This window comes from Mycobacterium sp. NGS49 (assembly GCF_059812565.1).
Window position 1 is genome coordinate 78,386 of sequence record NZ_JCALCX010000023.1, and the last position, 26,040, is coordinate 104,425.

10 protein-coding genes and 4 pseudogenes are annotated in these 26,040 nt (G+C 67.0%); 5 read left to right on the forward strand and 9 right to left on the reverse strand.

From position 1 onward, the window contains the following. Positions 1-76 precede the first annotated feature (76 nt). From AC5Y7D_RS22300 to AC5Y7D_RS22310, 3 genes are read right to left on the reverse strand one after another with little or no spacing between them, the layout of a single operon-like run. Positions 77-1,510, reverse strand: a complete 1,434-nt coding sequence (locus AC5Y7D_RS22300; protein WP_499927777.1) for an aldehyde dehydrogenase — start codon at positions 1,508-1,510, stop codon at positions 77-79. After that, positions 1,507-3,867: a CaiB/BaiF CoA-transferase family protein gene (locus AC5Y7D_RS22305; RefSeq protein WP_499927778.1), complete on the reverse strand. Its 2,361-nt coding sequence runs from the start codon at positions 3,865-3,867 to the stop codon at positions 1,507-1,509. Before AC5Y7D_RS22305 ends, AC5Y7D_RS22300 begins: the two co-directional genes overlap by 4 nt. A gap of 4 nt (positions 3,868-3,871) precedes the next feature. Then, on the reverse strand, positions 3,872-4,390 hold the full coding sequence (locus AC5Y7D_RS22310; protein ID WP_499927780.1) for a GNAT family N-acetyltransferase: 519 nt from the start codon (positions 4,388-4,390) through the stop codon (positions 3,872-3,874). A gap of 33 nt (positions 4,391-4,423) precedes the next feature. On the opposite strand from AC5Y7D_RS22310, the gene AC5Y7D_RS22315 reads away from it, so the two are divergent. The 3 genes from AC5Y7D_RS22315 to AC5Y7D_RS22325 all read left to right on the forward strand — a co-directional run bounded on the left by AC5Y7D_RS22315 (position 4,424) and on the right by AC5Y7D_RS22325 (position 10,663). After that, positions 4,424-5,272: an SDR family oxidoreductase gene (locus tag AC5Y7D_RS22315; RefSeq protein ID WP_499927782.1), complete on the forward strand. Its 849-nt coding sequence runs from the start codon at positions 4,424-4,426 to the stop codon at positions 5,270-5,272. A gap of 42 nt (positions 5,273-5,314) precedes the next feature. Continuing rightward, positions 5,315-7,693: a phosphoketolase family protein gene (locus tag AC5Y7D_RS22320; RefSeq protein ID WP_499927783.1), complete on the forward strand. Its 2,379-nt coding sequence runs from the start codon at positions 5,315-5,317 to the stop codon at positions 7,691-7,693. 279 nt (positions 7,694-7,972) lie between these two features. After that, entirely contained in the window at positions 7,973-10,663 is a 2,691-nt protein-coding gene (locus tag AC5Y7D_RS22325) for a PE family protein (protein WP_499927785.1), read from the forward strand. A 238-nt stretch (positions 10,664-10,901) separates the two neighbouring features. Here AC5Y7D_RS22325 and AC5Y7D_RS22330 read toward each other — a convergent pair whose 3' ends face one another. Further along, positions 10,902-11,780, reverse strand: coding sequence for a sulfotransferase family protein (locus AC5Y7D_RS22330; RefSeq protein WP_499927787.1), 879 nt, complete (start codon positions 11,778-11,780; stop codon positions 10,902-10,904). 175 nt (positions 11,781-11,955) lie between these two features. Here AC5Y7D_RS22330 and AC5Y7D_RS22335 point away from each other — a divergent pair, with 175 nt between their 5' ends. Both AC5Y7D_RS22335 and AC5Y7D_RS22340 read left to right on the forward strand, forming a co-directional pair. Further along, positions 11,956-12,609, forward strand: a complete 654-nt coding sequence (locus AC5Y7D_RS22335; protein WP_499927789.1) for an MOSC domain-containing protein — start codon at positions 11,956-11,958, stop codon at positions 12,607-12,609. Positions 12,610-12,619: 10 nt separating this feature from the next. Further along, complete coding sequence (locus tag AC5Y7D_RS22340; RefSeq protein ID WP_499927791.1) at positions 12,620-13,348, forward strand: CPBP family intramembrane glutamic endopeptidase; 729 nt, start codon at positions 12,620-12,622, stop codon at positions 13,346-13,348. Here the strand turns inward: AC5Y7D_RS22340 and AC5Y7D_RS22345 are convergent. The 5 genes and pseudogenes from AC5Y7D_RS22345 to AC5Y7D_RS22365 form a co-directional block, all read right to left on the reverse strand. Next, positions 13,345-13,611, reverse strand: a pseudogene (locus AC5Y7D_RS22345) (alcohol dehydrogenase); the annotation flags it as partial. The gene AC5Y7D_RS22340 and the pseudogene AC5Y7D_RS22345 sit on opposite strands and share 4 nt — an antisense overlap. Positions 13,612-13,722: 111 nt before the next feature. After that, positions 13,723-15,123, reverse strand: a pseudogene (locus tag AC5Y7D_RS22350) (DHA2 family efflux MFS transporter permease subunit); the annotation flags it as partial. A gap of 111 nt (positions 15,124-15,234) precedes the next feature. After that, positions 15,235-16,515, reverse strand: coding sequence for a serine hydroxymethyltransferase (gene glyA / locus AC5Y7D_RS22355; protein WP_499927793.1), 1,281 nt, complete (start codon positions 16,513-16,515; stop codon positions 15,235-15,237). 49 nt (positions 16,516-16,564) lie between these two features. Further along, positions 16,565-25,343, reverse strand: a pseudogene (locus AC5Y7D_RS22360) (amino acid adenylation domain-containing protein); the annotation flags it as partial. 198 nt (positions 25,344-25,541) lie between these two features. Further along, positions 25,542-25,997, reverse strand: a pseudogene (locus AC5Y7D_RS22365) (polyketide synthase dehydratase domain-containing protein); the annotation flags it as partial. Positions 25,998-26,040 lie beyond the last annotated feature (43 nt).

Here is a 26,040-nt window from a genome sequence, read left to right on the forward strand (position 1 = left end):
GGGTCGAACCTATCGCGGTGGGAATGAGCGCGCAGAAGGGCCACGAGTGTGACGCCAGCGTCACCCTCGACCGGCGCTAGGCCGGTCCCGTCCGGTAGATCGACTTCAGCGTCCGGTACGCCTCGAGGCCCTCGGGACCCAGCTCGCGTCCCATCCCGCTGGCCTTGACTCCCCCGAAAGGAGCGCGTACGTCGAGGGCGTAGTCGTTGACCCCGATGGTGCCGGTGTGCACGGCCCGCGCGACCGTGGTCGCCCGGTCGACGTCGGTCGACCAGACGGTGCCTGCCAGGCCGAACTCGGTGTCGTTGGCCAGGGCGATCGCCTCGTCGTCGCTGTCGTAGGCGCTGATGGTCAGCACCGGGCCGAAGATCTCCTCGCGCGCCAGCCGGTCGGAGTTGTCGACGTCGGCGAACACCGTCGGCGCCACGAACCAGCCGCGCGGTTGCTCCTGGGGAACCGATCCGCCGGCGACCAACCTGGCGCTGCTGTTCTTGCCGACGTCGATATAGCCCAGCACCCGCTCGCGTTGCCGCGAGCTGACCAGCGGGCCGATCTCGGTGCCCGGATCCAGCGGATCACCCACCGCCATGCTCTCGGCCAGCGCCGCGACGGCGTCGACGATCTCGTCGTAACGGGATCTCGGCGCCAGGATGCGTGAGCTCAGATGGCAGGTCTGACCGTTGTTGACGAAGGAGGCGTTGCGCAGTCCGCCCATCGTCGCGTCCAGGTCGGCGTCGTCGAGGATGATCGCCGCGGACTTGCCGCCCAACTCCAGGGTCACCGGCCGCATCAGGCGTCCGCAGGTCTCGGCGACCAGCCGTCCGGTGGCCGTCGAACCGGTGAACGCGACCTTGTCCACACCGGGATGCGACACCAGGTAGGCGCCGACAGCCGGTCCACCCGACACCACGTTCAGTACCCCGGGCGGTAGCCCGGCCTCGACCGCAGCCTCAGCGAAAACCAGGGCATCCAAAGCGGTTTCGGGTGAGGCCTTGAGCACCACCGGGCAACCCGCGGCCAGCGCGGGCGCCACTTTCATCGCCGCCAGCGCCTGCGGGTAGTTCCACGGCACGATCGCGCCGACCACTCCGACGGCCTCACGGCGCACGATGGTGTGCCCGGTCATGCTCGGCCGGATCTCCTCGACCGGAACCTCGGTGACCAGTTGCGCGTAATACCGCAGCAGCAGCGCCGGGAATGCGCCGTTGGCGCCGCGCGACAGCCGGATGGGCATGCCGTTTTCGCGGGTCACCAGTTCACTGGTTTCCTTGGCGCGCGCCTTGAGCGCGTCGGCCATCGCGTTCAGGATTCCGGCGCGGTGTTCGGGTGAACTGCCATGCCAGTCCGGCAAGGCCCGGCGCGCGGCGGCAACGGCGGCGTCGATGTCGGATTCGCTGACGACGGCACCTGCGCCGAGTGGCTCGCCGGTCGCCGCTTCCACCACCGGTTCGGCGTCGTCCGCGGTGCGGAACCGGCCGTCCACGAAAAACCGTGCGGGCGAAGATGTCATGGTTTTGCCTCCTGCGCCTCCGGTGCGAACAGTACGCCCTTCTCGATCAACCCCTCGACGTCGTCCGGACTCATCCCGAGCAGTTGTTCGCAGATCGCCCGGGTGTCCTGGCCGGGCTGTGGCGCCGGGCGTTGCGGGGCCGGTGGGATATGGCGAAACGGCGCCGGTCCGGTTTCGGCGGGCAGGACCCGCGCGATGAGCGGATGTGTCATGTCGCTGAACAGCTTTCGATCGATCAGTTGCGGATCCTCCAGGAGGTCCGGCGGCCGGTGCATCGGGCCGGCCGCCACGCCCACGTCCTGCAGAGCCTGGGCCGCCTGCAGCGGTGTGCGGGTGCTGGTCCACCGCTTGAGCGCCGCAATGAGTTCGGTGCGGTCTGATTCCCCCAAAAATGCTGCCACGCAATCCCATTCAGCGTCGGACTGGATTGACACCACACACCATTCGTCATCGCCGGCACACGGGCAGACGGCGTGCACGCTGGTGTCGGGGTGGACGTCTGCGACGCCCGCGGCAAGCGTGGCCTCGGTGACGAACAACGTGTCGAGTTGGTTGACGACGACCTCGGCCTGCGAGATGTGCACATGGGCGCCTTGAACAGCGCCTCCGCCGTCGCGGTCGCGGCGGATCAGCGCGGCCAGGGCCAGGATGGCGGCGATGCGGCCCACGACATGGTCGGGGAAGATCGTCGTCGCGTCGTAGAAGGCGTGCCGGGCGCCCTCGGCGGGGGCGTCACCGGATGTCCACGCGCGGGTGGCGCCCGTCGTCGCCCGCACCAACGGGCCGTACCCCAGCCGGGTGCTCCACGGACCCGTGTTGCCGAACGCGCTGCTGCCCGCCAGCACGATTCGGGGGTTGAGCGCGGTCAGCGTGTCGTAGTCAAAGCCAAGGGAGGCAAGGGTTCCCGGCTTGAAGTTGGCGAACACCGCGTCGGCCTCTTTCACCAGACGCGAGAAGATCTCCTTTCCTTTCGCGTTGCGCAGGTCGATGCCCAGGGCGCGGTGGTTGCGGTGGGTCCAGGCGAACGATTCGCTCATCGCGTCGCCGGCCCGGGCCTGCCGCAGGCCGTCGGGATATTCGGCGGACTCGACCTTGATGACGTCGGCGCCCAGGTCGCCGAACAACCGGCCCAGCTCGCCGCCGGCGACGATGATGCCCAGGTCCAGGACCCGCAGACCCTGCAACGGGTAGCCGCCCACCTCGCCCGACGGTGCCGGTACCGGCGTGGGCTCGGCCAGCCAGCGGGGTTCGTCGCGCCCGACGGCCGGCGCGGGTGTCCGGAAGCCGCAGTGCTCCCCGTCGACGACGAAATAGCCGGTGGGCACCTGAGTATGCACACCGGGCACCAATTCGGCGTCGGTGATCGCCCCGACCTCCTGGAAGTGCTCGGACGCTAAAATCCGGGCGGGGGTCAGCACCGCAGCGATGGGCACCCCGTGCGCCTGGCCGGCGGTCACCAACTCCTTCATCGTCTTGCCGGCGAACATCGCCTCCACCAGGACGCTGATCTGCGGCCACGCGGCGAAACGTGCGCCGATGGCCTCGTACTTGGGGTCCTGGAAGTCCTCCGGCTCCCCCAACCAGCGGCGCAGCCCGCGCCATTGGCGCGGCGCCATGACGCACAGTCGCACATAGCCGTCCTGGCACGGATAGATCGGGTAGGCGTCCTGGTTTTTGGGCCGACCGCGCCAGCGACTGCCGCTGCGGACGCCGGCGGCGGCCTGCCCGTGCGCTCCGAACGCCGGGTCCAGCGCCATGACCACTGCGTCGAAGCGCGAGAAGTCGATGTAATCACCTGTGCCGCAACGCAATCGGTTGTAATAGGCGGCCAGGGCTGCCCACGCCGCCTGCGCCGCCGCGGTCGCCGAGGCAATCCCCGTCGGCGGTAGTACCGGAGTGCCTACCGTGGGGCCGGTACGCGACAGCGACCCCGACATGGCATACAGCACCGCGTCGGTCGCGCGCCAGGACGAACGCGGGCCGGTCGCGCCGAAATCGCTGATCGACAGCACCACCAGGTGCGGATAGCGGTCGGCCAGTTCGGCCCCGGATGTGTCGTAGGCGCCGACCTGGCCGGTGTCGACGAGGATGTCGGCCGTGGCGATCAGATCATGCAGTCGCCGACGGTCGCCGTCGTGGTCAGGGTCCAGGACCGTGCTGCGTTTGTTGGCGTTGTGCACCGCGAATCCGATGGCGGTGCCGGCCAGTGTCGGCAGTGTGGCGCGGGCGGGGCTGCCGCCAGGCGGCTCGACCTTGAGAACGTCCGCGCCCAGATCGGCCAGCAGGCGGGTGACCGCGTCGGCGTCACCTACCGACAAGTCCACCACGCGGACCGCATCGAGGAGCTTTGCGGGCATGGCATCACCGTAGCCAACCCAGCGTGCGCCGGTACCGCACCTCCTCCACCGGCCGGCCGCCGTAGACCCGGGTGCGCCGGATCCCGTCGGAATGCCAGCCGTCGCGTTCGTAGAACCGTCGTGCCCGGTGGTTATCCCGCAGGACCCACACGACGGCACCGGTGAAGCCACGGGCGGCCAACCGTGCCCGGGCAGCGTCAATCAGCAAACGTCCAGTGCCCGTACGCAAATGGTGCGGATCGACGTAGAGCGCCATGAGCTCACCGAGATCGGCGAGGTCATCGTCCCGGCACAGACCGACACTGGCAAAGCCGCAGACGGTGTCGTCGCGCACGGCGACCAGCGTGGACGGGACCCGCAGGCCCACCCGCCCGAAGTCGTACCGGGACGCCCATGCCTCGGCCGTGAGGCCGTCCAGGTAGTCCTGGTCGAGCAGGCCCCGGTATGCCGACCGCCAGGACCGCACGTGGACCTCGGCCACCCGGTACGCATCTGCCGGGACGGCGTCACGCACCTCCGTCATCGTTGCAGTATCCAGCCGCCTAACGTGTCTGCCATGACAGATTCGGGATCGGTCGGGTTGAGAGTCGCGGGCAAGGTGGTAGTGATCACCGGCGGCGCGCGGGGCATCGGGCTGGCGACGGCAACCGCACTGCACAAGCTGGGTGCCAAAGTCGCGATCGGCGACATCGACGAAGCGACGGTCAAGGAGTCCGGTGCTGACCTGGGCCTCGAGGTGTACGGCAAGCTCGATGTCACCGATGCGAATTCGTTCGCGGATTTCCTGGATCAGGTCGAACGACAGCTCGGGCCCATCGACGTGCTGGTCAACAATGCCGGCATCATGCCGGTGGGGCGGATCATCGACGAGCCCGACGCCGTCACTCGCCGCATTCTCGACATCAACGTCTACGGCGTGATCCTGGGTAGCAAGTTGGCGGCTCAGCGCATGGTCCCCCGCGGGCATGGGCATGTCATCAACGTCGCCTCACTGGCCGGCGAAATGCACATCGTCGGGCTGGCCACCTATGTCGCCAGCAAGCATGCGGTGCTTGGTTTCACCGACTCGGCGCGGCTCGAATATCGTTCTGCCGGCGTACATTTCTCCTCGGTGCTGCCGACGTTCGTCAATACCGAACTCGTCTCGGGTACTTCCGGGATGAAGGGATTCCGCAACGCCGAGCCGGCCGAGATCGCGGACGCCATCGTCGGGTTGATCGCGCAGCCCAGGCCGCGGGTGCGGATCACGAAGATCGCCGGGGCCATGGTCACGTCGCAGAAGTTCTGGCCGCGCCGTGCCGCCGAGGCATTGAATCGGATGATCGGCGGCGATCACGTCTTCACCGATCAGATCGACGTGGAAAAACGCCGGGCCTATGAGGCCCGCGCCCGCGGGGAGGAGTGAGCAACTACCTGGTGTTCATTTGAGGCCTCGACAATCGGGTAGATGAGCTCAATGAGTCCAGAGACCGCGCCCGCGACCCTTACCGATGACGAACTGGAACTGATCCACGCCTACTGGCGAGCCGCCAACTATCTCTCGGTCGGTCAGATCTATCTGCTGGACAACCCGTTGCTCGCCGAACCCCTGGCCGCGGATCACGTCAAACCCAGGCTGCTCGGACACTGGGGCACCACGCCTGGGCTCAACCTCGTCTACGCCCACCTCAACCGCATCATCCGCAATCGCGACGCCAACGTCATCTACATCACCGGACCGGGCCATGGCGGACCCGGACTGGTGGCCAACGCCTACCTCGAAGGCACCTACAGCGAGGTGTACACCGGCATCGAAGAGGACACCGACGGCCTGCGAAAGCTGTTCCGGCAGTTCTCCTTCCCCGGCGGCATCCCCAGTCATGTGGCCGCGCAGACGCCGGGGTCCATCCACGAAGGAGGCGAACTCGGATACGCCCTGGTGCACGCGTACGGCGCAGCGTTCGACAATCCCGACCTGGTGGTCGCCTGCGTGGTGGGCGATGGTGAGGCGGAGACCGGCCCGTTGGCCGCCAGCTGGCATTCCAACAAGTTTCTCAATCCCGCAGTCGACGGTGCGGTGCTGCCGATCCTGCACCTCAACGGGTACAAGATCGCCAATCCGACGGTGCTGGCGCGCATTCCGGAGGCCGAGCTCGAATCGTTGATGCGTGGATACGGCTACCGGCCGATCACCGTGGCCGGGGACGACCCGGCCAGCGTGCACCGGCAGCTGGCCGCCGCCCTGGACGATGCCTTCGACGACATTGCGGCGATCCAGCGTGCGGCGCGCTCGGGTTCGGCAACCGAGCGGCCGGCGTGGCCGATGATCGTGTTGCGCACCCCCAAGGGCTGGACCGGTCCCAAGGTGGTCGACGGGCATCAGGTGGAGGGCACCTGGCGCGCACACCAGGTCCCGCTGGCCGCCACCCACGAAAACCCGGAGCACCGCGCGCAACTCGAAGAATGGCTGCACAGTTACCGGCCCGAGGAGCTGTTCGACGGCGACGGCAGGTTGCGACCGGAGCTGAAAGCGATTGCACCGCAAGGCAATCGGCGGATGAGCGCGAACCCGCACGCCAACGGCGGCGTGCTGCTGCACGACCTGGACCTGCCCGACTTCCGCGACTACGCCGTGCCGGTGGAGCGGCCCGCGGCCGCGACGCACGAGGCCACCCGGGTGCTGGGCACGTTCCTGCGTGACGTCATCAAGCGCAACCCCGACCGCTTTCGGTTGATGGGGCCCGACGAGACGGCCTCCAACCGGCTCGATGCGGTGTTCGAAGCCACTGACCGGGTGTGGCTTTCGGCGACGGGACCCGACGACGACCACCTCGCGCCGGACGGCCGAGTGATGGAGGTGCTGTCCGAGCACCTGTGCCAAGGCTGGCTGGAGGGTTACCTGCTGACCGGCCGGCATGGGCTGTTCAACTGCTACGAGGCGTTCGTGCACATCGTCGACTCGATGTTCAACCAGCACGCCAAGTGGCTCTCCACCAGTCGCGAGTTGCCGTGGCGGCGGCCGATCGCGTCGCTGAACTACCTGTTGAGCTCCCACGTGTGGCGCCAGGACCACAACGGCGCCTCGCATCAAGACCCCGGCTTCATCGACCTGGTCGCCAACAAGCGCGCCGAGGTGACGCGGGTGTACCTGCCGCCGGACGGCAACACGCTCCTCTCGGTGGCCGACCACTGCCTGCGCAGCCGCAACTACATCAACGTCATCGTCGCCGGGAAACAACCGGCGCTTTCCTACCTGTCGATGAACGAAGCGGTCCTGCACTGCACCCGGGGCCTCGGGATCTGGCCGTGGGCCAGTACCGCGACCGGTGACCCCGACGTGGTGCTGGGCTGCGCCGGCGACATTCCCACGCTGGAGGTCCTGGCGGCCGCCGACATTTTGCGACGAGAACTGCCGGACTTGGCCGTGCGGGTGGTCAACGTGGTGGACCTGATGCGTCTTCAGCCGGATTCAGAACACCCACATGGCCTGCCCGACAAGGAATACGACGCGTTGTTCACCCAGGACAAGCCGGTGATCTTCGCCTATCACGGCTACCCGTGGCTGATCCATCGCTTGACCTATCGCCGGGTCGGCCACCAACACATGCATGTGCGCGGTTTCAAGGAACGTGGCACTACGACAACACCTTTCGACATGGTGATGCTCAACGACCTGGACCGTTTCCACCTGGTGATCGATGTGATCGATCGGGTGGACGGTTTGGCCAGCAGCGCGGCCGGGCTGCGCCAGCGGATGGTCGATGCGCGCCTGTCGGCCCGCCACTACACCCGCGAGCACGGCGAGGACGACCCGCAGATCTCGGGGTGGACCTGGCAGGCGGAGTGAGCCCCGTCAGTACGGGGTTTCGCTCAAGGGCTGCGTTGGGACGCGTGGGATTGGTGAGGGGATTGCCCGTCGCGATTCTGTTGGGGCGTTCAACGTCGCGGTGTTTGCCGCGGGCCATTTGCTGGCCTTTGGGGGGTGTGACTTAAGCCCCTAGAGCACGGGACTTGTGTCATCAGTTCATAGAGGTGCGGCAATGATTCGGGCGGGCGGGCGTAGCGTCGCGACACGGTCCTGAGAGTTATCTCGGACATGGGCCGCCCGCTCGTTGTGGAGGTTAGCGTGTCTTCTTTTGTGTTCGCCGCGCCCGACGAGTTTTCCGCAGCATCTTCCAGCTTGACCAGCCTGGGGTCGTCGATCAGGGCGGCCCATGTGGCGGCGGAGGGATCGACGACGTCGATTATGGCGGCGGCTGAGGATGAAGTGTCGGCGGCGATCGCGAAGCTGTTTGGTGGTTACGCCCAGCAGTTCCAATCGCTGGGCGCGCAGGTGTCGCTGTTTCATGACCAGTTCGTGCAGACGCTGAATGGCGGTGGGTTCTTGTATGCGGCCGCGGAGGCCGCCAGCGCGTCGCCGCTGCAAGCGGCCGGGTCTGCGGCCTCGGGGGTGCAAGACGCCGTCAACGCGCCGGTCCAGCAGTTCACGGGGCGCCCGCTGTTTGGGGCGGGCACCAATGGGGCGCCGGGCACTGGGCAGGCCGGTGGGTCCGGTGGATGGTTGTGGGGCGATGGCGGCAATGGCGGGTCGGGCACGCCGGGTACGGCCACCAGTCCCGCCGGTGGCAGTGGTGGGGCCGGTGGGTCGGCGTTCTTGTTCGGCAGCGGCGGTCACGGCGGGTCCGGCGGGACCGCCTATGCGGGCAGCGGCGCAGCCGGGGGTACTGGAGGCAACGGTGGTGCCGGCGGGCTACTCCTCGGCTGCGGTGGGTCCGGTGGTCTCGGCGGACTGGGTGCGGCCGGTTCGCCCACTGCGGCGGCCGGTGCGGGCGGTCATGGCGGGGCCGGCGGCACCAGCTATCAGCTGTTTGGAGCCGCGGGCGCCGGTGGTGCCGGCGGGCAGGGCGGACCCGGCTATGACGCGGCCGCCGACCCGATGGCCGCGCCCGGCGCGTCTGCCGGCCGGAGCGGCCCCGGCGGGGTCGGTGGCGTCGGTGGCCACGGGGTCGGGCTGTTCGCGGACGGCGGGGCCGGCGGGGCCGGCGGGGACGGCGGCGTGGGTGGCACAGGCGCGCAGGGCGCCCCGGCCACGCAGTTCTCCGCGGCCGGTACCGGCGGTAATGGCGGTGAGGGCGGCACCGGTGGCGTCGGCGGGGCCGGCGGCTCCGGCGGATTCTTCGGGTCCGCTGGTGCCACAGGCGGCGCCGGTGACGGCGGCAGGGGCGGCACCGGCGGCCTGGGCGGCGTCGGCACCCCCGCGACCGGGGGCGCGGCTGGCGGTACCGGCGGCAGGGGCGGCCTTTCTGGCGGCATCGGCGGCACCGACGGTGCCGGCGGGGACGGCGGCCAGGGCGGCGGCGGCGGGGCTGTCGGTACCGGTGCGACCGCTGGCGCCGGCGGGGCCGGCGGCGCGGGCGCCGCACCCAGTAGCGGCGGGCCGGGCTACGGCGGTGGCGGCGGTGGTGGCGGCGGGAGCGCCAGGGTGCTAGCCACCGGCGGTGGCATTACCAGCGGTACCGCCACCGGTGGTGACGGCGGCGTCGGCGGCGCCGGTACCACCGTGGCCGCGGGCGGGACAGGCGGCTCCGGAGGCAACGCTACCCTCGCCGCCACCGGTGTCGGCAGCTCCGCTAGCGGTACCGCCACCGGCGGGGTCGGCGGGGCCGGCGGCACCAACGACGCCAGCGGCGGCCGCGGAGGCACGGCACTGATCAGCGCCAACGGGGGCGGCAGCATCACTGGCACGGCCATCGGCGGCGTCGGGGGTGCGGGCACCACCGGTGGCCGCGGCGGTGCCGGCGGTTCCGGCTACCTCTTTGCCCAGAATCCAGGCAGCTCCACCAGCGGCACCGCCATCGGCGGGGTCGGGGGCGCGGGCACCACCGGCGGCCGCGGCGGCTACGGAGGCCAAGCCCGGATCGGCACTTATGGCGGCGGCACCGCCACTGGCACGGCCACCGGCGGCTTCGGGGGTGCGGGCACCACCAACGGCCGCGGCGGCACCGGCGGCGCCGCCTTCGCTTCCGCTAGCGGCGCGGGCAGCTCCGCCAGCGGCATCGTCGTCACCGGCGGCTACGGGGGCGCGGGCACCAGCGGCGGCTACGGCGGCGGCGGAAATTACGCCAGCATCAGTGCTAATCCCGGCAGCACCGCCACTGGCACGGCCACCGGCGGCTTCGGGGGCGCGGGGGACGGCGGCCGCGGCGGCTTCGGCGGCGCCGCCTTGATCCGGTCTTACGGTGCGGGCAGCTCCGCCAGCGGCACCGTCACCGGTGGCTACGGGGGCGCGGGCACCACCGGCGGCTACGGCGGCCGCGGAAGTTACGCCAGGATCAGAGCTTATAGCGGGACCGTCACTGGCACGGCCACCGGCGGCTACGGGGGTGCGGGCACCACCAACGGCCGCGGCGGCTACGGAGGCGCTGCCAACATCTTCGCTAACGGCGCGGGCAGCTCCATCACTACTGGCTCCGCGACCGGCGGGGTCGGCGGGGCCGGCAGCGGCGGCGGCATCGGCGGAATCGGAGGCTCCGCCCGCATCGACGCCACCGGGGGCGGCACCGTCACCAGCAGCGCCACCACCGGCGGGGGCGGCGGTGACGGCATCACCGACGGCACCGGCGGCACCGGCGGGGGATCCACCTTCACCGCAAACGGCGTCGGCACCATCACCACCAGCACCGGCACCGGCGGCAATGGCGGTAGCGGCACCGGCGCAGGCAACACCGGCGGCAACGGCGGGGCCGCCGACCTCATAGCTCCCCCCGACGCGACGGGAGCGGTCGTTATCGGTACACCCGGCGCGAATGTGCCGTGATAGTTCGCCGCTGATCGAAACGCCAACCGTCATACGGTGCTGCGACTGCTCGGCGCGAGGCATCAGGCTGCCGCTGCCGAGCATGGGATGAACGCACCTGGGACAGTCTCCGAGCCCATGTGCGGGCTGGTCAGGCGATGTGGATGCCCGGTCGCTCCAGGTGGGCCGGTGCGAGCGACTGCGCGGAAACGCGCGCCACACGCGACGCCGCTGTTCGCTCTTCAAGAGAGAACAAACCTCACACGACCCTCAGCCCGGCGGGAATCCTCTCCGGGTCGCGCCAGAAGGCGTCGTGGATGAAGCGGTCGAACAGATCCGGCGGTAGCAACGGCTCGCGCGGTTCGGCCGCGACGGTGGGGCGCACGGTGTGCAGCCCCGGTGTCCCGGCGCGCTCGTCGAACTCGGTGACGTCGTACTCGACGTGGCTGAAGGCATGCTCGAAAACCGGCTCACCGAGAAACGTGTAGATGGCCCGCATCGCCTTGGCCGGGTCGGTGCTCAGGGTTTCGTACTGCAGCAACAGAATCCGATCCCGTTGCGCGCCATAGCATGCCTGCCGCAGGGCATCGTAGGGGCCACCGACCATGCCATCGGGCGCCACCACACTCGTGGCACGGCTATAGACCGTCCCGCCGGCGCTGTAGTTGAAGATCGACGACGGGCTAAAGACGTTGCGTTGAATCAACCGCTCGATGCTGTCCACCACCCACTGCAGTTCACGCACGCAGGCAATCACTTTCGCCTCGGGAAACAGCCGGGCAATCGCGGGCATCCACGCACACCAGCCGCGGTTGGTGTCAAAGACCACCTCGGCGGTGGAGTCCGCATAGAAATCGTCGAACAACCCGCGCAGGATGCGCTCGCGCTTGGCATCGTCGATGAACATCGAAAACTCGTTGCGCCCGCTCATTTCGTCGAGCAGGGCGCCGAACAGGCCGGCCAGCGGACCCGACATTCCCGCCTGGAACCGCGGGTTTTGTCGCAACAACGCGGCCAGCAACGTCGAGCCCGAACGCGGCAGACCCGAGATGAAATGAATGGCTACCAAGGCACACCCCGACCTATGTTCCGCACCACGAAACGCCCTCCGGACGTCTACCCTGTGCGATGCCGTCATATTAACCGATCGCAATGGGTGTATCGGCTGATCGCACATGAGCGCGGCCGCTCGCCACGAGCCAGCCTCATCGAGATCGGCCGGCGGGAACACCGAGGCAGAGAAATTGTCCGTCGAGGCCCGCGCTTGTCATGGCGGCCGCACGGCGCTGCCGCGGTCTCGCTACCCTTTTCCGATGCCGAAAGTGTTGTCCGTCAACGTGGCTCAACCCCGGACCAATCCCGATCCGCGCGCGCAGTCCAAGGTGACCGGCATTTACAAGGTCCCCACCGACGGCGCCGTCATGGTGCAGGCACCGGGCAAAGCCGGCAGCGGTCTGGCCGGCGACTCAGTTGGCAACCCGAAGTTCCACGGCGGCGACGACCAAGCCGTCTACGTTTATGCGCGCGAAGATCTCGACGGCTGGGAAACCCAGCTCAAGCGCACGCTCTCCGACGGAATGTTCGGGGAGAACCTGACCACCCATGGCATCGACGTCACCGAGTCCCGGATCGGCGAACGCTGGCGCGTCGGCACCGACGGCCCGGTCTTGGAGGTCTCCGCGCCGCGGACGCCATGCCGCACCTTCGCGGCGATGCTTCAGCAGCGCGGCTGGATCAAGACGTTCACCCAGGCCGGCATCCCCGGCGCCTACCTGCGGGTGCTCTCACCGGGAACCGTCCGCGCCGGCGACGACATCACCGTCGAGCATCGTCCCGACCATGACGTGACCATCGGACTCGTCTTCCGGGCGCGCATGTCCGAACCGGAGCTACTGCCCCGGCTCATGGTGGCCGATGCGCTCTCAGCAGAAATCAAAGCCGAGGTCGCGCAGCGCACCCGCAGGTAGACTCGCGGAAATGTCCGACCAAGCCCAGCCCCCCGCGAACCGGTTGCGCCTCCACGCTGACATTGCGGTGGTGGTGGCCGTCCTGGTGCTGACGAATCTGGTCGCGCACTTCACCACGGCCTGGGCGAGCATCGCGACGGTCCCGGCGGCGGCCGTCGGCCTGGTACTTCTGGTTCGATGGCGCGGTTTGGACTGGGCCGAACTCGGGCTCGGCCGCGAGCACTGGAAGTCCGGCATGGGCTATGCACTGGCCGCCGTGGCGCTGGTGGTGTCGGTGATCGCGGTCGGTGTCGCGCTTCCGGCCACTCGCCCGATGTTCCTGAACAACCACTATGCGACCGTCTCCGGCGCGCTGATCGCCTCGATGGTCATCATCCCGCTGCAGACGGTGATTCCCGAGGAACTCGTTTTCCGCGGCGTGCTGCATGGCGCGCTGCACCGGGCCTGGGGTTTCCGCGGGGTGGCCCTGGCCGGTTCGCTGTTGTTCGGGCTGTGGCACATCGCGACCTCGCTGGGCCTGACGAGCAACAACGTCGGCTTCACCCGCCTGTTCGGCGGAGGGGTGTTCGGCATGCTGGCCGGCGTGACGATGGCCGTGCTGGCCACCGGTGCCGCCGGGTTCGTGTTCAGTTGGCTGCGCCGGCGCAGCGGGAGCCTGATCGCGCCCATCGCCTTGCACTGGTCGCTGAACGGCGTCGGCGCCCTGGCCGCCGCGGTGGTCTGGCATCTTTCGACCTAGACCAAAAGCACGGCGGCGCCGGCGATTTCGCCGGAACTGAGGTCGGTCAACGCGCGGTCGGCTTCGGCCAGCGGGTATTCCGGTGTGGTGACCTCGATGTGATGGCGGCCGGCGAAGTCCAGGAAGGCACGGGCATCCGCCCGGGTGTTGGATGTGACCGACCTGATCTGGCGCTCCTGAAACAGATGACGCTGGTAGTTGAGCGCCGGAATATCACTGAGGTGAACGCCCGCCACCGCCAGCGTGCCGCCGCGGTCGAGGGCAACGCTCCAACTGCTCTGCGCCACTGGACAATCACCGAGCGCGGCGGCGCACGACCATGTGACGGTGGCGTCCGCGCGTATTCAACTCGATGGACTGGTAACCGTCGAAGTGGCGACGCCGGTGAGTAGCTGCGCCACACCAACACCCAACAACGCGATGGCCGCCGGCAACAGCATGGATTGCGACATCGCAAGGGCCAAAGGTTCACGCAAAGACTCGGGCACATGCAGGGCAGCGCCTTTGCCGGCGGTCGCAGTGCGCAGACCCGGACTGCCGCCAATCGACGGCATCTCGGCTGCGATCCGCCATGGTATGAACGCCGCAATCCCGGCGCTGCCAAGCACCATTCCGAGCTGGCGGGCCGCAATGAACACACCCGATCCGGCGCCGGCCAGGTGTGCCGGAAGATTGCGGGTGGCCGTCGCAGTTAACGGCGTCCATAGGCATGCCATCGCGACGCCCAGCGCGGCGATCGGCGGCACCAGCCGCCAGATCGGTGTAGCTGGGGTCATCTCGATCGAGAGCCAGGTCAGCGCGATCGCCAGCATTGAAAATGCGAAACCAATCACCCACCGTGGGTGAATCCTGTCACTGCTGCTGCCAATAGCCGGGGCAAGCAGGGCAGCCACGATCGCTATCGGCGCGGTCAGCAATGCAGAGCGGGTCGGCGACAGGCCGCACGCCTCTTGCGCGAAGAACATCACCGGCACGATCGACGCCGTGGACGCGACCGAGCCGACCGCCATTCCGAGGCTGGCCACGGCGAAATTCCGGTCGCTGAAGATCGCCAGCGGGAGCAGCGGTTCCCGGGCGTTGATCGACTGCCAGTAGACGAACACCGCCGTCAAACCGACCCCGACAATGATCAAGACCCAGATCCAGGGCGCCCAGCGAGCGGACTGGCTTTGTTGCAGCGCGAAAACAATCAAGAACACGCCCAGTCCCGACAACCCCACCCCGACCAGGTCGAAGCGGTGCGGGTGGGTGGGTAGCACCGGCATCAACCGGAGCGCGAGCGCCAGTCCGACGATGCCGATCGGCACATTGATGAAGAAAATCCATTCCCAGCCCAGCGTGTCGACCAGCACACCGCCGGCCAACGGTCCGGCCAGGCTCGCGACGCTTCCGGTCGCACCCCACACACTGAACGCCAAACCCTGCCGCCGCGGCGGGAAGATTCGCACGATCATCAACAGGGTTTGCGGGATCATCAGCGCGGCGCCGATACCTTGTGCAACTCGAGCAGGGATCAGCATCTCGATTCCGCCCGACAGGCCGCACCATAGCGAGGCGCCGGTGAATAATGCCAGGCCAATCAGATAGATGTTCTTCGGGCCGTACCGGTCGCCGAGTCGGCCGGCCAACAGCAGCGGGACGGCACACGCCAGCAGGTAGGCACTGGTAACCCAAATCACCATGCTGTAGTTGGTGTTCAGTTCGATCATGATGCTCGGGTTGGCGACAGTGACGACGGTGGCGTCGACCATGATCATGAAGGCGCCGATCAGCATCGCGCACAGCGCATACCAGGGGCTCCGAGAGTTGGTGCGGGTCACACGTTCCCTTCGCGTAGCGATGGCCCTTTGCGCGGCCTCAGGCGCCGTCTGGGCGTCGTCACCGAGCTATCCGCCGACCAACGTCCAATCCTCGAGTCCCTCGTAGAGCGGGTATTCGCTGGCCAGCCTTATCACCCGCTGCCGCAGCGCATGCAGATCGGCCGCAGCGCCGGCCATCAGGGCGGTGGCGATTATATCGGCTACCTCGGTGAACTCGGCGTCCCCGAAGCCGCGGGTCGCGAGCGCCGAGGTCCCCACCCGCAGGCCAGAGGTCACCATCGGCGGCCGTGGGTCATTGGGCACCGCGTTGCGGTTGACGGTGATGCCGATCTCCTCCAGTAGATCCTGAGCCGCCTTGCCATCCAACTGGGAGTCACGCAGGTCGACCAACACGAGGTGGACGTCCGTGCCGCCGCTGACCACTGACATGCCCGCCTTGGCGACAGCTGGGGCCATGAGGCGGTCCGCGATGATCTTGGCGCCCGACAGGGTGCGCTGCTGACGTTGCGCGAACTCTGGTGTCGCAGCGATCTTGAGTGAGACCGCCTTGGCGGCGATAACCTGCATCATCGGGCCGCCCTGCTGGCCGGGGAACACCGCGGAGTCGATGGCCTTGGCAAATTCCTGTTTGCCCAGGATCAGGCCGGAACGGGCACCGCCGAGCGTCTTGGTGACGGTCGTGGACACCGCATCCGCGTGCGGCACCGGGGAGGGGTGCAATCTCGCGGCAACCATGCCCGCGAAGTGCGCCATGTCCACCCACAACTTGGCGTCGACCTCGTCGGCGATCGACCGGAACGCCGCGAAGTCGAGGATCCGCGGATACGCCGACCAACCGGCCACAATCACCTTCGGCCGAAACTCGAGCGCCTGAGCGCGCACCACATCCATGTCGATCAAATGCGTCGTCGGATCCACACCGTAGAAGCCGTTCTCATACAACTTGCCGGAGAAGTTCAGTCGCATGCCGTGGGTCAGATGACCACCGTTAGCGAGGTCCAGGCCCAACAGGCGCTCCCCCGGCGACATCAGCGCATGCAACACCGCGGCGTTCGCCTGGGCACCGGAATGCGGCTGCACGTTGGCGAAATCGGCTCCGAACAGCGCCTTAGCCCGGTCGCGGGCGATGTTCTCCACCACGTCGACGTGCTCACACCCACCGTAATAACGCTTGCCGGGAAGGCCCTCGGCGTACTTGTTGGTCAGCACGCTCCCCTGCGTTTGCAGCACCGCGCGCGGGACCAAGTTCTCCGAGGCGATCATCTCCAGGGTGCCACGCTGACGGCGAAGTTCTTTGTCCAACAGGTCCGCGATCTCGGGGTCAACCGTTGCGAGCGGGGCGGACATTGCCGAAGAGGCAGCGGGGGCACCAGGCAAGACAGTCACGGGTTTCCTTCTAACCGGCTATCTCGGAAATCGGTGCTAACAATTTCCTGAGCTGTTCGCCGTACATAGTGAGCGCTTCAGTAGTCAACATGTCGACATGCGCGCAGTCGACCGAAAATTCTGTAATTTCACCCGCAATATAAGGTCGCCAACATTGCCTTAACGACCAACTCCGATCGGCTGCACTCTGCGCGGCCCAAAAGATGATTGCATTACCACCGTACACGCCGGGCGTGTGCTCTGCCAGATGCGATTCAGCGTTCTTGAGATTTTCGATCACGAATTCCAACAGCTGTCCGGGTCCAGTGTCGCTTCCTAGCTCTTCGCCTGGCTGGCCACCTAAATCCGCTGGATCCAATCGATTTTCCGGCAGGCCAAGTTCTAATATTTCACGCGCATAATTTTTGACAGCACCATTATCGCCCGTAGCCTGGTTTCTCGTTGAAGTGCCCGAATCGGCAAAGTGCACGGCGTCAAGGAGTATCAGGCATTGGACTTCGAATCCCTGGCGCGAAAGCTCAATCGCGATTTCCTGGGCGATCATACCGCCCATAGACCAGCCGAGAAGTTTGTAAGGTCCGTCGGGATAGTTTGCCTTGACCCGCTCCGCATAGACTTCAGCCATCTCGTGAATTGATCTAGGCTGAATTTCTTCACGTTCAAAGACTTGTTGAATGCCAATGATCGGACCGTCCACGTAATCGCCCAAGACCCGGTACGCCCAGGCAACCCCGCCACCGGGATGAATACAGAACAACGGAACGCCGGTACCGCGCTTGAGCGTCTCGATCGGAACGATGTCTACCGAGCTGCCATGTCTACCCAAGTGCTGACTAAGTCCTCGGACCGAGGGCGCGTCGAACATGGTGCGAATCGAAAGGTGGGCGCCAAGGGAAGCGTTGATCGCGGCGACAGCCTTCATGCCCAGCAGTGAATCACCGCCGAGTTCGAAGAACGATTCATCGACACCGACCCTGTTCAAGCCCAGTACGTTGGCGTAGATGTCGGCGAGGACCTGCTCGGTGGGCGTGGCAGGTGCCCGATACAGGCCGGCGTCACCGTAGTTGGGGGCCGGAAGTGCGCGCTTGTCGAGTTTGCCGTTGACGGTCAACGGCATAGCCTCCACAACCACTACGGCTGCGGGCACCAGGTATGCAGGCAATCGCTCGGCCAGCGCTGCACGCGCCGCGGCCACATCGACCGTCCCTGTTACGTAGCCCACCAGACGCCTGTCACCGTGGCGGTCCTCGCGGGCTATCACCACCGCCTGATCCACCCCGTCGAGCCCGGCCAATGCGGCGGTCACCTCACCTAGTTCGATGCGGTAACCCCGGATCTTGACCTGCTCGTCGGCACGCCCGACATACTCCAACTGCCCATCAGCGCGCCATCGCACCAGATCCCCCGTGCGATACATCCGTAGCCCCGATGCTCCCGCGCCGCCGAACGGACACGCCACAAACCGCGACGCGGTCAGCCCCGGTCGGCGCACATACCCAGAGCCCACCCCATCGCCTGCCACGTACAACTCTCCGACCATCCCGGTCGGCAACGGCCGCAACCACGCATCCAGCACGAACAATGCCGCCCTCGCCACAGGCGAACCGATCGGCGGCACACCTGAACCCGCAACCAACGGTGCGCTCACCGACACATACACCGTGGTTTCGGTCGGGCCGTACCCGTTGATCATCATGCGTCCAGGCGCCCAGCGATCCACCAACTCCGACGGGCAGGCCTCAACACCGATCAGCAATGCCGCCGGTCCCAGGCCCTCCGGTGACAACATCCCCAGAGCAGTCGGGCTTTGGCAAAAGACATCAACCTGCTCGGAGACCATCAAAGCATGAAAGTCCTTCGGCGAGCGGGCCACCGCTTCCGGTACCGGGACGAGCCGCCCCCCACGCAATAGGGCACCCCACATCTCCCAGACCGAAACGTCGAAGCCGTGCGAATGAAACTGTGCCCACACCCCGCCGACGGGCAGGTGCGAATCCAGTGACTCAATCAGTTGGGTGACGTTATGGTGCGTGATGGCAACCCCTTTGGGGATCCCGGTGGTGCCGGAGGTGTAAATGATGTAGGCGATATCGTCTGGCGCCGGAGCGGGCAAGCCCGTGCACGGGTAGGTGGCGATTCTGGGGTCATCGGTGTCGATGATCGGCAGGTCTTGCCTGCGTAGCCGCTCGCGCATCCCGGCGGTGGCGACGACGGCGACCGGGGTGGCGTCGTCAACCATGAACGCGATCCGCGCCGGCGGCAGCGTCGGGTCGATGGGCAGGTAGGCTGCCCCGGTCTTGAGCACTGCCAGGACCGCCACGATGGCGTCTGCGCCGCGCTCACACAACAGCGCCACGCACCCGCCCGGGCCTACACCGTGATCGGACAGTCGGTGCGCCAACCGGTTGGCCGCCTCCTCGAGCTCGAGGTAGGTCAGCGAAGATTCGCCACAACTAATCGCCACTGCCGACGGGCTGCGCTCCACCTGCGCGGCGAACAACCTCGGAATCGACACCGGTGCCGCGGAAGCGCCCGAGAGCACCGCGCGGTTGCTGCACAAATCCAACCGGGCCTGCTCAGCGGCGTCGAGCAGGTCTACCGACGACAACCGTCGGCCGGGGTCGGCGATCATTTCCGCCAGTACTCGCTTGAACCCATCGATGAGCGCCTCGATGCTTGCCGCCGCGAAAACGTCGGTGCGGTACTGGACGCGAAGTTCCATCTCCCGGCCTGGCATGGCCTGCAGCGTCAGCGGGTAGTGGGTGGCCACGTGGCTGGTGACGTCGGTGATGGTCAGTTCGTGGGCGCTCAGCGGCACGGCGGCGTCGATCGGAAAATTCTCGTAAGCGAAGAGGGTATCGAAAAGCACGTCCTGGCCGGTGATGCGGTGAATCTCGCTCAACGCCAGGTGCTGGTGCTCGAGGGTGTCGTTGTGGTCGCGTTGCAGTTGGCCGAGAAGGCTTGCGGTGGTGGTGGCCGCGGTGATGCTCGCCCGCACCGGCACTGTGTTGATGATCAGGCCCACCATCGATTCCACGCTGGCCAACTCGGCCGGCCGCCCCGAGACCGCGATGCCGAAGGCGACATCTTGGTGGCCCGTAAGCCACGTCAGCACCTGCGCCCAGGCGCCCTCCAACACAGTGCTGACAGTGGTATGGCATGACCGTGCCAGGTGGGTAAGCGCCAAGGTGGTTTCGGCAGGCACCCGGAATGATTGAACGTCTCGCTGCCCGAGCCCGGACCGGTCCGGCGGACTGACCAGTGTCGGGGCTTCAAAGCCGGCGAATACCTTGCGCCAAGCAGCGTGAGCGGCCGGGTGATCCTGCTCCGCCAGCCAGCCGAGGAATCGGCGATACGAGCTGACAGCAGGCAGGTCATCTCCGCTATACATGGCGAATAGTTCCCGCAGCAGGATCGGCAGCGACCAGCCATCCAGCACGATGTGGTGATTGGTCAGCACCAGCCGGTGCTGCCCTGCTGTGACACGGATCAGAAGAGCGCGACTGGGTGACTGGTGAGCCACATCGCAGACAGCGGCACGCTCGGCGGCACAGAGCCGCTCGACCTGCTCGTCGGAGTCGAGATCGCCGGTAGCCAGGTCAACGTAACGCCACGGCACTACCGGACCATCCTGAACTATTTGCACCGGCTCGCCCGAGCGCAGGTAGACGAACCGGGCCAGCAGATGCGGATGGCGGCTGAACAGCATATGGACTGCATCGCGTAGGCGGTTGAGATCGAGCGGGCCGGCCAGACTGATACCGAGCTGCATCGCGTACAGGTCACCCAGATCCGCGGGAGACTCCGCGCAACTGGCGTGGAAGAGCAGTCCCTGCTGCAACGGGGTCAGCGGCAAAATGTCGGCGCTCTGATATTGCGATTGCAACTCGTCGACTTCCTGCTGACTCAAGTGGACAGGCAGCAGGTCGGATGGGGTCAACCCGCCCCCGCCTTGTTGGACGTGAGCGCAGATACCGCCCAGGGCGTCAAACCACAGCTGGCTCAGCCGAGCGATCTGGGTGCGATCAAGTGCGGACGAGGTCCACGTCCATTCGGCGCGCAGCCGCGCTCCGGCGTCGGTGTCGGTGTCGGTATCGAAGGCGAGGGCGCAGACTTCAACGGTGTGCGGCAGCGGCATCGGCACAGTCGCATTCGTAGCGGCCAACGACAAGCCTCCGTCGCCGATCCGCCACCGATCACCTTCCGCCGAAACCGCGGCGGGTGCCAGATGTCCCAGGTAACTGAAGCCGAGCTGTGGGTCGGATCCGGTGAGCTCAACGCGCGTGTTGAGGTAGCGCAACAAGCCGTACGTCAAGCCGTCGGGATGAGCTCGAAGCTGCTCTTTGATGTCCTTGACTACCGCCCCTAATGCCGCCTCGCCGGCCACCACCTGCTCCCAGCTGATGGCGCCCACGACCACCGCCACCGGGTGGCTGGCGGTGAAGCACCCCACCGTGTGCGACAGGTCAGTACCCGGAAACAGTTCCTCGCGGCGCCCATGGCCCTCGACGTCGATGCAGATCGGCTCGGCGGAATTGTCCTCGAAATGCGCCCACGCCAGGGCGAACGCGATCAACAGGATGTCTTGCGTCCCGGTATGAAACGCCGCCGGCACCTCATCGAGCAGCAAGCGGGACGGCTCCGCCCCCAGCATCACCGACAACTGCCCGGCGGTAGCCAACCTATCCACCGCAGGGCTCACCGCGGGCAGCGCCGGCCGAGCCGGCAGCATCCGCCGCCATACGCCCGCCTGGTCCACGACCGCGGGTTCGCGCGCGTACTCACGCAGCAGCGATGCCCACCGGCGATACGACGTCCCCGTCACCGGCAACGCCACTTCCCGCTTGTCGCGCCGCTGCCCCCAGGCGACATTGAGGTCGTCCAGCAATATCTGCCAGGACAGCGCGTCGACGGCCACGCGATGAATGACCAGCACCAGCTGAGCGGCGGGGGCAACCCAGAGGGCGCTCAACATCACCCCGGCGGCCGGATCCAACCGGGACCGGGCCTGCAGCAGGGCATGGTCGGACAACACCTCAACCGGCTGCAGGCATTTGTTCGCATCCACCGAACCCGGTTCGGTGGCAAACCACTGCCAACCTCCGGCATCGTAGTCATCTATCCGCATCCGCAGCATCGCGTGCCGATCCAACACGGCCTGGAGCACGATCACTGCGTCGTTGACGGTCACTCCCGCAGGAGCCTGCACAATCATCGTCTGGCTGAACTGCTCGACCGGGCCGTCGACACTTGCCAGCCAGCACATGGCCGGCGTGGGCAACACCTGCCCGATGGCCTCGTCAGTGACCTCGCCCTCACCACGCATGAAATCGGCGACCCGGGCCACTCCGGCAACAGTCTGCTCGACAAAGATGTCGCGCGGCTTGCACACGACACCGGCGGCACGGGCCTGTGCCACCACCTGTATCGACGAAATGCTGTCGCCACCGAGGTCGAAAAATGAGGCATCGACACCTACGCTGTCCACCCCCAGCACCCGGGCGTAGATGTCGGCAAGGATCTCCTCGACCGGAGTGGAAGGGGCCCGGTAGCCGCGATCGCGGTATTCCGGCGCCGGCAGGGCCCGCTTGTCGAGTTTGCCGTTAAGGGTCAGCGGCAAGTCCTCCAACACCACCACAGCCGTCGGCACCATGTACTCGGGCAGTCGGGCGGCCAGTGCTTTGCGGATCCCCTCGCCATCCGCGGTCTCGGTGACCCCGGTGACATAGCCGACCAAACGCTTGTCGCCGGGGCGGTCCTCACGGGCAATGACCACCGCCTGCCCCACCCCCGGGAGGTTTTCCAGCGCGGCGGCCACCTCGCCCAGTTCGATGCGGTACCCACGGATCTTGACCTGCTCATCAGTGCGCCCAAGAAACTCCAGCTGCCCATCGCGGCGCCAGCGCACCAAGTCCCCGGTGCGGTACATACGTTCCCCCGCCGCTCCCGCGCCGCCGAACGGGCAGGCCACAAACCTGGACGCCGTCAAGCCCGCCCGACGCACATACCCGCTACCCAGCAAGATGCCCGCGACGTACAGTTCTCCGGCCACGCCTACCGGCACTCGCCGCAGCCATCTGTCCAGCACGAACAGCGCCGCCCTTGGCACCGCCGAACCGATTGGCGGCGCCCCCGCATTCGCCGTCAGTGACGCGGTCCAAGTGGCAAAAACCGTTGTCTCAGTAGGCATTGATCATCACCCGCCCGGGCGCCCACCGGTCCGCCAGCTCGGCCGAGCACGCCTCCCCAGCCACCACCACCGCCACCGAGTCCAACTCCTCAGGCGATAACATGCCCAGAGCCGAAGGGGTCTGACTCAAGACGTTGACATGTTCGGCGACCAGGAGGGCGTGAAACTCGGACGCCGACCGCACCACCGACTCGGGCACCACAACCAGCCGCCCGCCACTCAACAGCGCACCCCAGATCTCCCACACCGAGAAGTCGAAGCTATACGGATGCCACTGCGACCACACCTGCTCCGGTCCTGGTGGCAGGCCGGCGGGCGGTGATTCGAACAGCTGGGTCACGCTGCCGTGGCTGACGGCCACACCCTTGGGAATGCCAGTTGTACCCGAGGTGTAGATGATGTACGCGATGTCGTCGGCGGCCGGCTCCCCTGAGTGGTGAGCCAAACCGGTGCCCGGAAGGGTGTCGATCATGGGGTCCTCGACATCGATCACCGCCAGGTCGTGCCCGTCCAGCTGCGGACGCACACTGGCGGTGGTGACAGCGGCCACCGGCCCCGCATCCTCGATCATGAACGCGACCCTGGCGGGCGGCAGCGCCGGGTCGATGGGCAGGTAGGCCGCGCCGGTCTTCACAACCGCCAGGATCGCAATGATGGCCTGGGCGGAACGCTCAAATAACAGTGCAACGCACTCACCCGGCCGCGCGCCGTGGCCGGCCAGTAGGTGTGCCAAGCGGTTGGCCGCCACATCAAGCTCGCGGTAGCTCCACGAGTGCCCCCCACAAGTCAGTGCCACTGCTGACGGGTTGCTCTCCACCAGCGCGGAGAAAATTTGCGGAATCGACAACGGTGCCGCCGAAGCAGCTGACAGCACCGCACTGTTACCCCACAGATCCAACTGCGCGTGCTCATCGGAATCGAGCAGATCCACCGACGACAACCGCCGCCCCGGATCAGCGGTCATCGCCGCCAGCACGCGCTCAAATCGGTCGATGAGCGCCTCGATGCTGGCGGCATCGAAAACGTCGGTGCGAAATTCCACCCCCCCGACAATGCCGGCGGGCTCACCAGCGCTCGTCCAGCGCTCAGTGAGAACGAAAACGAGGTCCATCCGGGCGGTTTGGGTGTCCCCTGGTGTCAAAGTCACCTCCAAATCACCCAGGACCAACCCGGCTCCGGGCTCATCGATCTGCCGGGCGAAGTTCTGCCAGGTCAACATCACCTGGATCAACGGTGAATGGGTCATCGATCTGGCCGGGTGCAGCCGTTCGACGAGCAGCTCAAAGGGCACGTCTTGATGTTGGTAGGCCGCCAGGCAGCGCTCTCGCACCTGGGCGAGGAGTTCGGTGAAGGTGGGATCACCGGCCACGTCGGTACGCAGCACCAGAGTGTTGACGAAGAAACCCACCAGACCATCCAGCGCGCTGTCACCGCGACCAGCGGTCGAGAAGCCCACCGCGATATCGGTGCTCGCGCTCACCTTTGACAGCAGCACGGCCAGGGCCGCCTGGACAACCATGAAGCTGGTCGCGTCGTGCTCGCGAGCAACACCGGCCACCCGCTCCTGCAGTCCCGCCGGCCAATCAAAAGCGACATTGCCGCCGCGGTGATCTTCAACCAGCGGATAGGGCCGATCGGTGGGAAGCTCAAGGCGTTCGGGCATCCCGGCCAGTGCATGCTCCCAATAGGCCAGCTGGATGGCGATGGGGCTGTGGTCGTCCGCCAGATCGCCTAGGGTTTCCCGCTGCCAGAGTGTGTAATCGACATACTGCACCGGCAATTCCACCCAGCTCGGAGCCTTCCCGGCGCACCGACTGGCGTAGGCGGCACCCAAATCGGCGAACAAGGGGGTGAACGACCAGCCATCCGCGGCGATATGGTGCACAGTGAGCACCAGCAGGTGGTGCCCGTCGGCGACGGCAAAAAGTGTTGCACGCAGCGGGATTTCGGTTGCCAGATTGAACGAGTACCGCGCCGCGGAGTCCGCAGCCTGGCGCAGTTGACTTGCCGGCCATCCGGTCGCGTCGACGAGATCCCAGCCGAAATCTGCCCACACGGCGGGCACAATCACTTGCTGCGGTATTCCCTCGACGGCCGGGAACACGGTGCGTAGGCTCTCGTGACGGCCGACCACATCGGTCAACGCCGCGGCTAACGCATCGGCATCGAGTGCGCCGCGCAACCGCAAAGCGAACGCTATGTTGTAGGTGGGTGAGGGCCCCTCGAATTGATCGATGAACCACAGGCGGCTCTGCGCAAACGACAACGGAACCACTGCGCGTCGCGCAACCGGCACCAACGGCTTGAATCTGCCTGAAACCTGTCCCCCGATGTGGGATTTCACCTGGTCGACCGCCGGCGCAGGGAGCAAGGTGAGCGCACCTGGATTCTCTTGAATCGTTCTGGTGATTTCTTCCCACAGGTGCTGGGTGAGGGCGGCCGGTGTGGAATGGTCGAAAACGACGGTAGGTGATAACGCCAGCCCGGTCGCGGTCTGCAGCCGCTTGCGCAGCTCGATGGCGGTCAGGGAATCAAAACCCCGATCCTGAAACACGCGGTCGGCTTCGATGGCGGCGGGATCAGCACCTAAGACGGTTGCGGCATGGGAATTTACCAGCTGTAGAAGCATCGATCGTTGCTGTTCATCGGAGAGTTCGGCCCATCGCTGCTCTAATGCCGACCGCGAAACCGCCGCATCGCGGTCCGAGACCACCGAACGCCGCCGTGGACCCTGCGGCTTGAACAACCGACCAGACCGGCCACCGCCAGCGGCCGCCGCCGATTCCAACTGTTCAGCCGATAGCGGGCCGGTGGTCAGCGCGCCCACCGACAACACCGGCCCACCCGCACCGTCGGCCAACTCCACCGACACCGCCCCAGCCCCCACCGGCGCGATCCGCGCCCGCAGCACCCCCGCCCCGGCCGCATGCAACGACACCCGCTCCCAGACAAACGGAACCGTCAGGTCCCCTTCATCAGCAGCCGCCGCCATTGCATGAAGTGCCGTGTCGAATACCGCCGGATGCAACCCAAACCCGCCCACATCTACCCCAGCGTCCTGGGGCACCCCGACCTCGGCGAACAACTCCTCACCACGGCGCCACAACGACCTCAATCCGCGAAACGCCTGCCCGTACTCATAGCCACGTTCGGCCAACCGCGCATAAGCATCGGAGATATCCACGCTCAGCGCGCCCTGCGGCGGCCACGCGGACAGATCCGCCCAGGGGCCAGCCCCTGCCGCCCCGAGCATCCCCTCAGCGTGCCGCACCCACCCCGAATCAGCCTCGCCACCC